The sequence below is a fragment of the Veillonella parvula genome, assembly GCF_032577575.1.
Classification (GTDB): domain Bacteria; phylum Bacillota; class Negativicutes; order Veillonellales; family Veillonellaceae; genus Veillonella.
This window is the reverse complement of the sequence record NZ_JAWFVO010000001.1, coordinates 531,039-545,182: the sequence shown is the minus strand read 5'-3', so window position 1 is coordinate 545,182 and position 14,144 is coordinate 531,039. Positions and strand designations below refer to the sequence as shown.

The following is a 14,144-nucleotide window of genomic DNA, read 5'->3' as shown; positions in this document are numbered from 1 at the left end:
ATGATGGAATTTAATCATACTAGCGTACTTTTACGTGAAACGGTGGACTCTGTCGTAACTAATCCAAAAGGCATTTATGTGGACTGTACCCTCGGTGGGGCAGGACATGCTCACGCAGTGGGTGAGATGCTAGATCCAGAAGGCATGATTATAGGTTTAGATCAAGATGAAGATGCTTTGAGTGTAGCTCGACAGCGTTTATCTGATTTGAAATGTCAGGTGTTAACGATACCTACAAACTTTTCTAACTTAAAAGAAGCCCTCCAAAATGCAGGCATTTATGAAGTCGATGGCTTTATATTTGATCTTGGTGTATCCAGCTATCAACTAGATACTCCTGAACGAGGTTTTTCATATATGAATGATGGACCTCTTGATATGCGAATGGATAAAGATGCACCTCTCATGGCAGAGGAAATTGTCAATGAATATGACAGTGAACAATTACTGCAAATTATCCGTGATTATGGGGAGGAACGATGGGCTAAACGAATTGTCGAGTTTATTGTTGAAGCACGTCAAGAAAAAAGAATTACTACTACTGGTGAGTTAGTTAGAATTATTAAGAATGCAATACCTGCAAAGGCGCGACAAGATGGACCTCATCCGGCAAAACGGACGTTTCAGGCCATACGTATTGAAGTAAATAGAGAATTAGCAATTTTGCATGATAGTTTTGTAGATGCTGTATCGATGTTAAAACCAAAGGGAATGATTGGAGTTATTACATTCCACTCCTTGGAAGATCGAATTACAAAGCAAACTTTTAAAGAGTTAAGTACTGCATGTATATGTCCTCCACAATTGCCTGTGTGTGTTTGTAATCACAAGGCAGTTGTAAAGGCAAAGAATAAGGCTATAGAGCCAAGTATAGGGGAGATTGAAGTTAATCCGAGAGCTAGAAGCGCTAAATTGCGCGTAGCAGTAAAGTTGTAGATTTGGAAGGGGTTAAGTGTTATGTTAGCGAGAAAGGCTGTTGTGGGCCAAGTAAAAGGTGATATGTTGGTTATTGCACAAGGGAGAAGACGTAGTGCAAACGTAGCTTTAGATTTAAGTCCTATGATGTGGCAAGTTGTATATGGTATTGCTGCATTAGTTGCATGTTTGCTTATTATGATGGTTATGAATGCATACAGTACAAAGTTGGGCTATGAGGTAGTTAAAACACAGCAAGCTGTAGTACAATTAACAAAAGATAACGATGCATTGGACGTTGAAGTGGCTTCCTTGAAGTCTCCTGTACGTATCCAACAAATCGCAGAAGAACAACTAGGAATGGTTTTGCCTGATTCTTTTGTTTATAGCACAAAAAGCGCTGTTACTGAACGTAATGTACAAGAGAAACAGCAAATTATAGACTAGCAGGCGAAGCAGCTCGTATTGGGCTGCTTTCCTTTGCGTGTAAAGGAGATTGTATATGAAACACTTACAAGATATAGTAAAAACCTTACATGCACCGCATGTAGAAGGTAATACAGCTATTGAAATTTTAGATGTTACCGCTGATTCTCGTGCTGTAAAAGCAGGTAGTTTATTTATTGCTTTAGATGGTGCTACTGTCGATGGACATGATTATGTTAATAAAGCTGTTGAGGCTGGGGCAGTAGCTGTATTAGTATCTAAACCTGTTGAGATAAGTAGTGATGTTTGTGTTATCACTGTTGAAGATACACGTGCGGCTATGATGTCTTGTGTGCCATACTTTTTTGATTATCCAGCCAATTCCATGCGCATGATTGGTGTTACTGGTACTAATGGTAAAACGACTACAACTCATATGATTCGTCATATTTTGAAAGCTCAAGGTCATAAGGTCGGTGTGATTGGTACCGTTCATATCATGATTGGCGATACATCATATCCGATTCATAACACGACCCCTGACGTAGTAGATTTACAACATATTTTGCATCAAATGGTGGAAGAGGGCGTTACACATTGTGTAATGGAAGTATCTTCCCATGCATTGGCTTTGGGACGCGTATCTGGTGTTGAGTATGATACGGCTATATTCACAAATCTTACACAAGATCATTTAGACTTTCACAAAACATTTGAAAATTACTTGGCAGCTAAATGTAAACTATTTGAACAGGTTAGCAAACCAAACCAGATAAAATCTGGTAAGGGTGCTGTCATCAATATTGATGATGCCTATGGACATCGGGTTGTTGAAAAAACTACAGCCCCTATCATTACCTATAGTATTGAGGGTAGCGGCACATTGAATGCTCATGACGTTAATATGACGCCAAAGTCTAGCTGTTACACGGTATTTTATGATGGTCATGATTATACAGTTGCAATGAATACGACTGGCTTGTTTAATGTGTATAATACATTAGCAGCTATTGGTGCCTGCCTATTAGAAGGTATTTCCATGGAAGACATCGATAAAGCGTTGAAAACATTTAGTGCTGTACCTGGTCGTTTTGAATTGATTGAAGAAGGTCAACCATTTGCTGTTGTTGTAGACTATGCACATACACCAGATGGGTTAGAAAATATTTTACAAACAGCAAAGGCTATTCAAGAAAATCGTATTATTGTAGTCTTTGGCTGTGGCGGTGACCGAGATGCAACCAAACGTCCTATTATGGGACGCATTGCGGCACAATACGGTGATGTTGTGTATGTTACATCTGATAATCCACGTACAGAGGATCCTGTACAAATTGTTAAAGATGTGGAAGTCGGCGTTAAAGACGGCCTTCGAGAAGGAACTCACTATGAAGTTATCGTTGATCGTAGGGAAGCGATTCAACATGCAATACAACATGCAAAACCTGGGGATATTGTACTCATTGCAGGTAAGGGGCATGAGGATTACCAAATCTTAAAGGATAAAACGATCCATTTTGATGATCGTGAAGAGGCGCGAGCAGCCCTCAAGGAGATCTAATATGGCAGAATTTACATTGTCTCAAGTACTGCAGGCCACAAAGGGGACGAGTGCACATACCGATAATATTAAGTTTTTAGATGTGTCTACTGATACAAGAACTATTGAATCAGGCTTTTTATTTGTAGCCTTAAAAGGTGATACCTTTGATGGCCATGATTTTATCAATGCGGCTATCGAAAAAGGTGCTACAGGGGCTATCGTTGAAAAAGGACGTTCTGTAGAAGGTATTGCTTGCATCGAGGTAGACAATACTTTGGTAGCATATCAAAACTTAGCACGATATCATCGTCGCCGCTTTGATATTCCTGTAGTTGCTATTACTGGTTCCTCTGGTAAGACTACGACAAAGGAAATGGTGGCAGCCGTACTTGGCACAGAATTTAATGTATTAAAAACTGAGAAAAATTTTAATAATGAAATTGGCTTGCCAAAAACCTTGTTACGTTTGACCGCTGAGCATGAAGCCTGTGTTGTTGAAATGGGTATGCGTGGGCTCGGACAAATTGAAGAACTGGCCTTGATTGCAGAACCAACGATGGGGATTATTACTAATGTTGGTACTAGTCATATCGAGCTTTTAGGTTCTCGAGAAGCCATTGCCGAAGCGAAAGGTGAATTGATTCGTTGCTTGCCTGAAAACAGCGTGGCTATCCTTAATGAAGATGATCCATATGTAAAAGCTATGGATCGTTTAGCTAAGGGTAAAACAATTACCTATGGTATTGAACGGAATGCTACTTGTATTGGTAGCCATCTGCGCTATAAAAAAGACGGTATTAAGTTCACTTGTAAGTGTTATGATGAAGTTTTTGATATCTTCTTGCCTATGATTGGTGAACACAATGTATATGATGCATTGGCGGCTATTGTTGCAGGTCGAGTGCTAGGCATTAAATCTAACACAATTCGCAAAGGTTTGAGTGAATTTAGTGGAACTCCAATGCGTCAAGAAATCGTCCCATTTGAAGATATTGTTATCTTAAATGATGCTTATAATGCAAACCCTTCATCCATGGCAGAAGCTATTAAAGCACTTGGTCAATTAGAAGGTAAGCGTAAAATTGCGATGCTAGGCGATATGCTCGAGCTCGGCGACTTCTCTGAAGAAGCACATCGTGAAATCGGCCATTTGCTTGCTGAAGAGGGGTATAGTGTTGTATTCACCTTTGGTGATGCTGCTGCCTTCATTGCAAAGGAAGCAAAAAAAGCGGGTTTAACTACATTCCGTTGTAACAGCCATTTAGAAATGGCCAACGCATATAGTGATATTCGTGAAAAAGGGGATGTTATCCTTGTGAAAGGTTCTCGTGGTTTACGAATGGAGCGCGTTGTTGAAGAATTAAAGGATCGAGAATAATAGGTAACGGCTAGTTATATCTAGCCGTCCTATTTATTAATAAGTAGAGGATTCATATGATAAATCACATTCTATTAGCCTTCGTAGCGACTTTCATCATTACGGTAGTGCTAGGTAAAATTGCTATTCCTATGTTGCGTTCTTTGCACGCACAACAAAGTATTCGTGAAGAAGGCCCTGAAAGTCATCAAGCAAAAGCCGGTACGCCAACAATGGGTGGTGCTTTCATGATGGTGGCCCTTATTATTGGCGTGGCATTGTTTGCACCATGGAATGTGGGCACAGGAATGTTATTATTCTTAACACTGGGTCATTGTTTATTAGGTTTTTTTGATGATTTTGTAAAAGCTGTAAAAAAACGCAATCTTGGTTTAACAGCGAAGCAAAAATTACTTGGACAATTTATATTGGCTGCCGTATTCTGTTATTGCATTACTGAGATTATGGTTGTTCCTACCACATTATGGATTCCTGTTGTAGATACACAATTACAATTGGGATGGGGTTATTATGTATTGGCATTTTTGATTATTGTAGGAGCTACAAATGCAGTAAATTTAACCGATGGTCTTGATGGTCTTGCTGGTGGTACATCAGCAGTGGCGGCGATAGCATTCTCTGTTATTGGTCTGATGGCTGCATCGATGACAAATTCTATTGGTGCTGAAAGTGTTGCGTACTTCGGCGCTATAATAGCAGCTGTATGTCTTGGCTTTTTGGTATATAATGTGAACCCTGCAAAAGTATTCATGGGGGATACAGGCTCTTTGGCATTAGGTGGTGCCTTTGCAGCAATGGCTATTTTAACTAAAACAGAATTGCTACTTGTGGTGATTGGTGGCATTTTTGTTATGGAAGCATTATCTGTTATTATTCAAGTTATTTCTTTCAAAACACGTGGTGTGCGTGTTTTTAAGATGAGTCCTATTCATCACCATTTTGAACTTTCCGGATGGGCAGAACAAACAGTTGTTAATCGCTTCTGGTTTGGTGGAGCTGTTTTAGCCATTATTGGTGTACTTTTAGCGACTATAACTTTATAAGATAATACTTAACGGAAGTTGTAAATAATGGTATGCTTATTAGATAGGATACATTAATTTTATAAATAGTTTAGGTGATATAGATGGAATATGGAGATAAACATATACTTGTTCTTGGAGCTGGAGCCAGCGGTATAGGTGCATCTTGGGTATTAGCCCAAGTGGGTGCGCATGTTGTGTTAAATGATTATAAGCCTATGACACTGCCTACGGCTGAGGAGAAACGACTCGTTGCGGCAGGGGTAAATATTATTACAGGACGTCAAGATGAATCCTTGCTAGATGGCGTGGATCGTATCGTTATTTCTCCAGGTATTTCTTTAGACATTCCGATTGTAAAAGCAGCACATGCCCGTGGTATTGACGTGGTCAGTGAAGTAGAATTAGCTTATGAAGTATCTAAATCACCTATCGTAGCTGTTACTGGTACAAATGGTAAGACTACGACAACAACCTTATTAACTAAAGTACTAGAAGGCTCTGGAAAACCAGTTCACGTCGGTGGAAATATTGGGGATTCCCTTAGTGAAGTGGCGTATTCTATGCCTGCAGGCGGTTTTTTGGTAGCTGAATTATCTAGTTATCAATTAGAGACAATCAAGTATTTTAGGCCTATTGGGGCTATTATGCTCAATATTACTCCAGATCACTTAGCTCGTCATAAGACGATGGAAAACTATATTGCTGCGAAGGAACGCATCTTTGAAAATCAATTAAGTACAGATTATTTAGTGTTGAATATAGATGATCCCGTTGTAGCTGATATGGAACATCGTTCGCCTAGTCATATTCTAAAAATTAGTCAAAAAAAAGCCGTAGAGAATGGCGCTTATTATGCTGATGGGCAATGTTATATTGCTAAAGATGGGGTAGCAAAATTTGTTATTGGAAATGAAGATATTCATATTCCAGGCAGTCATAATATTGAAAACATATTGACCGTTATTGCTTTATCTCATGCATTGGGCGTACCTGTAGAAACAATTCATCGTATTATTAGTGAGTTCCATGGCGTTGAACATCGTTTAGAACGCGTTAAGACGATTGATGGTATTACATTTTATAATGATTCTAAAGCGACTAATGTAGATTCTGTGGTTAAAGCATTAGAATCCTTTGATCAACAAGTTATTCTATTAGCTGGTGGTCATGATAAAATGACGCCTTTAGAAGACTTCATGGAGTTAGTTAAGGAGAAGACTAAAGCTGTTATTTTCATGGGGGAAGCAGCAGATCGTTTTGAGACGGCTGCAAAAGAGGCTGGTGTGAAGCCGATTTATCGTGCTTTATCCATGAAAGAAGCCGTAGAACAAGGCTATAAATTGGCAGAGACTGGCGATATTGTGCTATTATCTCCGGCTTGTTCAAGCTTTGATTGGTACAGCTGTTTTGAAGAGCGTGGAGATGACTTTAAACGTTGTGTTCATATGTTGCAAGAGGGAGGACACCATTAATGAAACGTGTTATTATTTCAGGTGGTGGCACTGGTGGACATATATATCCAGCAATAACTATATATAAGGAAATTATGAAACAAAATCCTGATGCAAAGGTGTTATATGTTGGTACCAAGCAAGGTCTCGAGGCTACATTAGTTCCTAAAGAGGGGATAGAGTTTACTACGATTCCTGTGCAAGGCTTGCAGCGTCAATTATCGTTAGGTACATTAGTTACATTAGGTAAAACTGCTTTAGGCATTGTAAAAGCTAATGCCATAGTTTGTAAGTTTAAACCTGATGTGGTTATTGGTACTGGTGGTTATGTATGTGGGCCTGTTCTCTTGGCTGCAGCATTACATAATATTCCTACTATAATTCAAGAACAGAATGTCATAGCAGGTATTACTAATAAAATTCTGAGCCGTTTTGTTGATGTGGTAGCCCTAGGCTATAAGGATGCAGAAGCATCGTTTTCTAAAGCAAAGCGCGTAGTCTATACAGGGAATCCTGTTCGTCCAGATGTGCTAGTTGATTCGAGAACAGAGGGACGTAACTATTTCAACTTAAGTGATGATACTTTTACAGTACTCATAGCTGGAGGTTCTCGAGGGGCGAGAACTATTAACAATGCTATGATAGATGTACATAAACACTTCCAAGGTGTGAAAGGTATTAAATTAATCCATATTACGGGAAACGGAGAATATGAATCTGTTTTATCCCAATTGGGTATTACCGATGGGGATGGTTTAGGTAGTTCATCTTTGATTTTGCCGTATTTACATGATATGCCAAAAGCACTAGCAGCAGCCGATTTAGCAGTATTTAGATCTGGTGCTATAGGTCTAGCAGAATTAGCAGTTCGCGGTATTCCATCCGTATTGATACCGTATCCATACGCAGCGGAAGATCATCAAACCTATAATGCACGTATCTTTGTACAAGAAGGGGCGGCTCATATGATTGTAGATAAAATGTTGAGTGCTCACGATTTAATAGGGGAAATCGAGATGTTTATGGCCAACCGTGATTTGTTGGCACAAATGGGAGACCGAGCATTGCAATTGGGGAAACCGAATGCGGCTCATGATATTGCAAAATTAGCTTTATCTATTGCAAAGTAACAAGGAGAGGTTTTATGTTAGACGGTATTCACAAAATTCACCTTATCGGTATTGGTGGATCTGGTATGCGTGCGATAGCGAATATTTTGATTCAAAAAGGTTATGATGTATCTGGTTCAGATATTGCTGAATCTGCAGTGATTTCTAAGTTTAGAGATATGGGTGCCACGGTGCATATCGGTCATAATAAAGAATATGTAAATGGTGTTGATGCCATAGTTCGTTCTACAGCGATTCGTGAAGACAATCCTGAAATTGTTGCCGCTAAAGAGCAAGGGATTACCATTTTACATCGTTCTGATATTGTAAAGGCTGTATTAGATGTAACAGATGGTATCGCAGTAGCTGGTGCGCATGGTAAAACATCTACAACTTCAATGATTGGACAAATTTTAGTGGAGGCTAATGCGGACCCTACGGTAATTATCGGTGGCGAAGTAGATTATCTCAAGGGTAGCAGTTGCCTTGGGAAAGGCCATTTTTCAGTTGTGGAAGCGGATGAGAGCGATGGTTCATTTTTAAAATTGCATCCACATACTATCGTTATAACTAATATTGAAGATGATCATATGGATCATTATAAGACTATGGATAACTTGTTAAACGCTTTCTGTGAGTTCGTCGAAACGTTACCAGAAGCGGGCAAGGCTATCGTATGTGGTGATAATGAAAATATTCGTTATGTTATGAGCCGCGTAAAACGTACTTTTATTACATATGGCTTAGAGGATAATAATGATTATGTAGCAAAAAATATTCATTATGTGGACTCTTCCTTGGTATATGATGTATATCATAAAGGCATTAATATAAGCCGTATCAGCTTGCGCGTGCCTGGAGAACATAATGTATTAAACTCATTGGCAGCCTTTATTGTGGCTCATGAATGTTGCGGTGTAGAGAATCGGTTTATTACAAAAGCGTTAGGTAAATTTATCGGTGCAAAACGACGTTTTGAAACAAAAGGTCATGTTGCTGGCGTCTGGGTTGTCGATGATTATGCACATCATCCAACAGAAATTAAAGCGACCTTAAGAGCAGCAAAAGAACTTGAAAAACATCGCGTTATTTGTGTGTTTCAACCGCATCGGTATACACGTACAAGCTTGTTGAAAGATGAATTTGCCACTGCTTTTACAAGTGCTGATGAAATATATATGACAGATATTTACAGTTCTGGTGAAGATCCGATTGCAGGTATCGATGGACGTACTATTCCTGACGCTGTTGAAGCTGCTACAAATAAGGTTGTACATTATGTACCATCTGTTGATGATATACCGGCTGTATTGGCAAAAATTGTGCGACCTAACGATCTGGTTATCACAATGGGTGCCGGTTCTATTAATCAATATGGACCTAAATTATTAGCTATATTGGAGGAAGGCTTACAATGAAAGATAGAAAAATAATCGTATTGATGGGTGGCCCTTCCAAAGAGGCTGAAGTATCTCGCCGTACTGGCGCTGCTATTGCGGAAGCACTTGAAAGTAAAGGGTATAATGCCCAAACATTAGAACTTAATCCTCGTACTGTTTTAAAAGACATTGAATCCTTAGATGGAGAGATTGTATTTAATGCAATTCACGGTCGTTATGGTGAAGATGGTGCATTACAAGGCTTACTTGAAATGGCAGAAATTCCATATACTGGATCGGGCATCATGGCTCATGCGGTAGGAATGAATAAAAAAGTAAGCAAAGATGTTTTCAAAGGGGCTAATATTCCAACAGCTACTTCTGAATCCTTTAATGGTAATTTAGAATCTGCAGAAGCTATTATAGGACATATTCGTAAACAATTTACGATTCCTGTAGTGGTGAAATCTGCTACTCAAGGCTCTAGTATTGGCGTTACCATCGTTCGTGATGAGGCACAATTGGAGGCTGCTGTTACAGAAGCGCTAAAATATGATCCGATTCTTGTAGTAGAGCAATTTCTTGATGGTCGCGAATTTACAGTATCCGTTCTTGACGGAAAGGCATTGTCAGTAATTGAAATCCGTCCACATTCTGGGGAGTATGACTATACCAGTAAATATACTGTAGGTGCTACAGAATATTTAGTACCTGCGCCTATTAGTGAAGAAATGACTGCTGAAATGCAACGCATAGGGGAACTTGTGTATCGCGAAGTACAAGGCAGTGGGGTTATTCGTGTTGATATTATGACAGATCATGCAGATAATATGTATGTTCTAGAATACAATACTGTGCCAGGTATGACGGCAACGTCTTTAGTACCAAAGGCAGCTAAAGAAATGGGAATTGACTTTCCAACATTATGTGAAAAGATTCTATTAACAGCTAGTATAGGGAAATTTTAAGGGCTGAATAGAACATAAGGAGTTATCTATGGATGATAAGCAATACCATCCATCCAACTCTGGGGAGATGCAGTCTTCTACACCTGTTCATGATGAACGGGCTGTATTTAGAAAACGAGTGTTAAAAATCGGTGGTGCAGTTACTCTCGTGTTGGTGGGATTGTTTACACTACCTATTCCTTTTGGATCCTTAAAAATTGTAGGATCGGATAAGGTAACTGTACAAGATGTAATGGTAGCAGGGGATATTCATGAACCTGTAAATATATTGCAAATTAGTACAGAGAAATTAAAAACTAGATTGGCGAAAGACTTACGGGTTGAAGAGGCCCAAATTAGTTATCAATTGCCATTTACAATGGTTGTACGTGTCATAGAACGCAAGGCTGTTGCAGTTGTACCAGCTCAGTTTGGTTATTTAACACTTGACAGCAAAGGTCAAGTGATTGCATCAGAGCCTGCAATACAAGATACGTCGGTACCGATGATATCAGGCGTTAAGGCGGGAAATATTTTGTTAGGTGATACCGTTGTGGATAAGCCCATTTTGGCGGCTCTTGAATACTTGAACTCTCTTGATGAGAGCACCTTCAAGAATATTGCAGAAGTCAATATAGGAGATCCTGATGCAATAATGGCTTATACCGTATCGGGGGTGCAAATTAGATTAGGGGATAGTAAAGATTTACCTAAAAAAGCCGAGTTAACTCAGTCCATGTTACAAGATATTAAGACAACACATAGCAATGTGCAATATATAGATGTTAATGTTTCATCGCCATATATAAAAACTGATGTAATACCGGAAGTTAAAAAGCATCAGCCTGGAACAAAGAATACAGAAGATTCATCTACTAAGAGGGATGATAAAAAACAAGATAAGCAAGGTCATGTTGAAGATAAAAGGTAGATGATTGTCGTGAGACACGAACGGTGGGCAATAGCCTTAGTCAGTTGTATATTGGGTTTCATGGTTGTCACCCAATATAAGATGACTCAAGATAATATAGAAGAAAATATCCGTTTACAACGAGCTGGTGATTTAGCTGTACAATTGCGAGAGGCCCAAAGTGAACGTGATGCATTGTTAAAACAAATAGAAGAGCTTAAACAGTCTGGTGCTACTAGCAATGTTAAAGCAGACGAACAGTTGATGATGAAAGCTGCTTTAACTAATGTTAAAGGTACGGGTGTTAGTGTATTAATCGAGGATAGCTTAAAGCCAATTCAAAGTGGTGAAAATCCTAATTTATATGTAATTCATGATGAAGATATTTTACGTATTGTTAATGAATTGCGAGCTGGTGGGGCTGAGGCGATAGCTATCAATGATCAACGTCTCATAGGGACTTCTGAAATACGATGCTCTGGTCCAACTATTACTGTGAATGGTAAGGTTTTTGGGGCTCCTTTTACAGTTAAAGCGATTGGGGATCCAAAAACATTAAATTCTGCGCTCACCATGCGAGGCGGTGTGGTAGACTCCTTGAAACACTGGGGCATAAAGGTAACCATAAAGGAAGAAAATGAATTAGCTATTCCAGCTTTTACAGGAACCTTCAGAGAAGAGCATATAAAGCCTAATGAAACAGGAGGTAAAGAATGAATATTTATATCTTTGCCATTATTGGTCTAATTGTAGGTACTACATTAGGGTGGCTTTCACCATTTCATATACCTATAAGTTATGCAAATTACACATCAGTCGCTGTTCTGGCTGCACTAGATGCTGTATTTGGTGGTAGCCGAGCTGCATTGGAACGAACCTTTGATCTTAGTAATTTTGTGCTTGGTTTCTTTTCAAATGTTGTGTTAGCTGTTATTCTTGTATATGTAGGTGACCTCATAGGAATTAACCTATATTACGTAGCTCTTATTGGATTTGGATTGCATGTATTTATTAATGTAGGAGCTATACGTAAGATTATTATGACTAAGCGATTCTAATAAATCACATTCTATATAGTGGAAAGTTTTTAAATTTTAGTGTAAAATAAATGTAATTGTTATAAGATTGTCAGTATATAAATCGATACATTGGGACGTATATTGATACGATAGATAACGATAAGAGGAGGAAGTTCAATGTCTGATTTTGCAAATATTAAAGTTATCGGTGTTGGTGGCGGCGGTAATAACGCTGTTAATCGCATGGTAGATAGCGATCTTAAAGGTGTTCAATTTTTATCCGCTAATACTGAAAGCCAAGTGCTTGAATTATCTAAAGCGGATGTAACGATTCAAATTGGTGAGAAGGTTACAAAAGGTCTTGGTGCAGGCGCAAATCCACAAATCGGTGAAGAGGCTGCTCAAGAAAGTCGCGAAGAAATTATAAAAGCTCTTGAAGGTGCTGATATGGTATTCGTAACTGCTGGTATGGGTGGTGGTACTGGTACAGGTGCTGCTCCTATCGTTGCAGAATGTGCTAAAGAAATCGGTGCATTGACAGTCGGTGTCGTTACTAAACCGTTCGCTTTTGAAGGTAAACGCCGTCGTGCACAAGCGGAAAAAGGCATTGAATTCTTGACTCAAAAAGTAGATACTATTATCGTTATTCCTAATGATAAATTGTTGCAAGTTGTAGATAAAAAATGTTCCTTAAGCGATGCATTCCGTACAGCTGATGATGTACTTCGCCAAGGTATCAAGGGCATTTCAGACTTGATTCAAGTTCCTGGCTTGATCAATCTTGATTTTGCAGATGTTAAAACTATCATGACTGAACAAGGCGAAGCATTGATGGGGATTGGCGTTGGCGAAGGTGAAAACCGCGCTGCTGACGCAGCTAAAATGGCTATTAATAGCCCATTGTTGGAAACCTCTATCGATGGTGCAAAAGGCATCTTACTCAATATTTCTGGTAGTGCAAACTTAAGCTTGTTTGAAATTAATGAAGCTGCCGAAATTATTTCTGAAGCAGCGGATCCTGATGCAAATATTATCTTCGGTTCCGTTATCGATGAAAGCTTAGGCGATACAGTTCAAATTACTGTTGTGGCAACTGGTTTTAATTCAAATACTAAGAATGTACCTGAATTCGGTAAAACAACAACTACATCCCGTCCGGCATCCACTACAAATACTAACAGTGGTATCCCTGATATCCCTGTATTCATGAAACGCTAATTTATAGATTGTATAATTACTATACCTATCGATTAGTAACTTATTAAGACATACCGTTGGTATGTGTATAGGAGGTAAAAATGAAGAAATTAGTATTATTAACTTTAGCAGCTACAGTTGTAGCCGGTAGTGCATTTGCTGCAGCTCCTGTAACAAAAATTAGTGATGGATCCACTAAGGTACAAGCTGATTATGCTTTTAAACAACACGTATCTAACGGTGGCGGCAATAGTAATGATGGTTTCGGTGTTTCTTTACAACACGACCTTTCCAATAAAGCCGCATTACAATACTCTTACGATAAATTAAATGCAAAAAATGGTGATATTAAAGATCATCAATTAGCATTGGTTTATAAAGTACATCCAAATGTAAATTTATATGGTGCAGGTACTGCGATTCGTACAAATGATACTGAACTTGGTTTCCAAGCTGGTGTTATCGGTCATGTACCTTTGACTAATAAAGTAAACGGCTTTGCTAAGGCTGGTTGGGGTAATGATATTAAGCAAACTTATCAAGTAGGTGCTCAATATGAAGTACGCCCTGATGTAGATTTGAATGTATACTATGGCTATGATAAATATAGTGTAGATAGCAATGATAAAACTGCAAAAGGTTTACACGCTGGTGTAGGCTATTCCTTCTAAGAATGATGATGACCACTCTTTTGAGTGGTCTTTTTTTATATATTTACTGTTTTATTGTATATTTGTTAATTATTTTTTCTAAATAAGGTACTTAATATATTCTATATATATTTAATAAGTGTTGAGTTACTAATAGTTAGTTAAATTTTCTATGTATACAATATATTTACTGAA

At 38.7% G+C, this 14,144-nt stretch carries 14 protein-coding genes; all 14 read left to right on the top strand.

Annotation, left to right across the window (positions count from 1 at the left end; translation table 11 throughout):
• The first annotated feature begins 3 nt into the window (after positions 1 to 3).
• The 14 genes from rsmH to E7K77_RS02505 all read left to right on the top strand — a co-directional run bounded on the left by rsmH (position 4) and on the right by E7K77_RS02505 (position 13,970).
• Positions 4 to 936 carry a 16S rRNA (cytosine(1402)-N(4))-methyltransferase RsmH gene (rsmH, locus tag E7K77_RS02570; RefSeq protein WP_325306033.1) on the top strand — a complete coding sequence of 311 codons (933 nt, stop codon included), beginning with the start codon at positions 4 to 6 and terminating at the stop codon, positions 934 to 936.
• Between the two features lie 21 nt (positions 937 to 957).
• Positions 958 to 1,362, top strand: coding sequence for a cell division protein FtsL (gene ftsL / locus E7K77_RS02565; RefSeq protein WP_004697156.1), 405 nt, complete (start codon positions 958 to 960; stop codon positions 1,360 to 1,362).
• A 55-nt stretch (positions 1,363 to 1,417) separates the two neighbouring features.
• On the top strand, positions 1,418 to 2,902 hold the full coding sequence (locus tag E7K77_RS02560) for a UDP-N-acetylmuramoyl-L-alanyl-D-glutamate--2,6-diaminopimelate ligase (RefSeq protein ID WP_325306032.1): 1,485 nt from the start codon (positions 1,418 to 1,420) through the stop codon (positions 2,900 to 2,902).
• Position 2,903: 1 nt separating this feature from the next.
• Entirely contained in the window at positions 2,904 to 4,262 is a 1,359-nt protein-coding gene (locus E7K77_RS02555) for a UDP-N-acetylmuramoyl-tripeptide--D-alanyl-D-alanine ligase (RefSeq protein WP_325306031.1), read from the top strand.
• Positions 4,263 to 4,318: 56 nt separating this feature from the next.
• On the top strand, positions 4,319 to 5,305 hold the full coding sequence (gene mraY, locus E7K77_RS02550; RefSeq protein ID WP_008601232.1) for a phospho-N-acetylmuramoyl-pentapeptide-transferase: 987 nt from the start codon (positions 4,319 to 4,321) through the stop codon (positions 5,303 to 5,305).
• Positions 5,306 to 5,388: 83 nt separating this feature from the next.
• Positions 5,389 to 6,759, top strand: coding sequence for a UDP-N-acetylmuramoyl-L-alanine--D-glutamate ligase (murD, locus tag E7K77_RS02545; protein WP_004697412.1), 1,371 nt, complete (start codon positions 5,389 to 5,391; stop codon positions 6,757 to 6,759).
• On the top strand, positions 6,759 to 7,868 hold the full coding sequence (murG, locus tag E7K77_RS02540) for an undecaprenyldiphospho-muramoylpentapeptide beta-N-acetylglucosaminyltransferase (RefSeq protein ID WP_004696212.1): 1,110 nt from the start codon (positions 6,759 to 6,761) through the stop codon (positions 7,866 to 7,868). Before murD ends, murG begins: the two co-directional genes overlap by 1 nt.
• Before the next feature lie 14 nt (positions 7,869 to 7,882).
• Entirely contained in the window at positions 7,883 to 9,265 is a 1,383-nt protein-coding gene (murC, locus tag E7K77_RS02535; RefSeq protein ID WP_008601228.1) for a UDP-N-acetylmuramate--L-alanine ligase, read from the top strand.
• Positions 9,262 to 10,194 carry a D-alanine--D-alanine ligase family protein gene (locus tag E7K77_RS02530; RefSeq protein ID WP_008601226.1) on the top strand — a complete coding sequence of 311 codons (933 nt, stop codon included), beginning with the start codon at positions 9,262 to 9,264 and terminating at the stop codon, positions 10,192 to 10,194. Before murC ends, E7K77_RS02530 begins: the two co-directional genes overlap by 4 nt.
• A gap of 28 nt (positions 10,195 to 10,222) precedes the next feature.
• Positions 10,223 to 11,104, top strand: coding sequence for a cell division protein FtsQ/DivIB (locus E7K77_RS02525; protein WP_008601224.1), 882 nt, complete (start codon positions 10,223 to 10,225; stop codon positions 11,102 to 11,104).
• Positions 11,105 to 11,800 (top strand): DUF881 domain-containing protein, encoded by a 696-nt coding sequence (locus E7K77_RS02520; RefSeq protein ID WP_077708511.1) that lies wholly within the window; start codon positions 11,105 to 11,107, stop codon positions 11,798 to 11,800.
• The gene (locus E7K77_RS02515; RefSeq protein ID WP_316105295.1) at positions 11,797 to 12,141 is read left to right on the top strand and encodes a small basic family protein; all 345 of its coding nucleotides are present in this window, start codon (positions 11,797 to 11,799) and stop codon (positions 12,139 to 12,141) included. Before E7K77_RS02520 ends, E7K77_RS02515 begins: the two co-directional genes overlap by 4 nt.
• A gap of 138 nt (positions 12,142 to 12,279) precedes the next feature.
• Entirely contained in the window at positions 12,280 to 13,320 is a 1,041-nt protein-coding gene (gene ftsZ / locus E7K77_RS02510) for a cell division protein FtsZ (protein WP_004697140.1), read from the top strand.
• Between the two features lie 80 nt (positions 13,321 to 13,400).
• Positions 13,401 to 13,970 carry an outer membrane beta-barrel protein gene (locus E7K77_RS02505; RefSeq protein ID WP_004696198.1) on the top strand — a complete coding sequence of 190 codons (570 nt, stop codon included), beginning with the start codon at positions 13,401 to 13,403 and terminating at the stop codon, positions 13,968 to 13,970.
• The last annotated feature ends 174 nt before the right edge of the window (positions 13,971 to 14,144 follow it).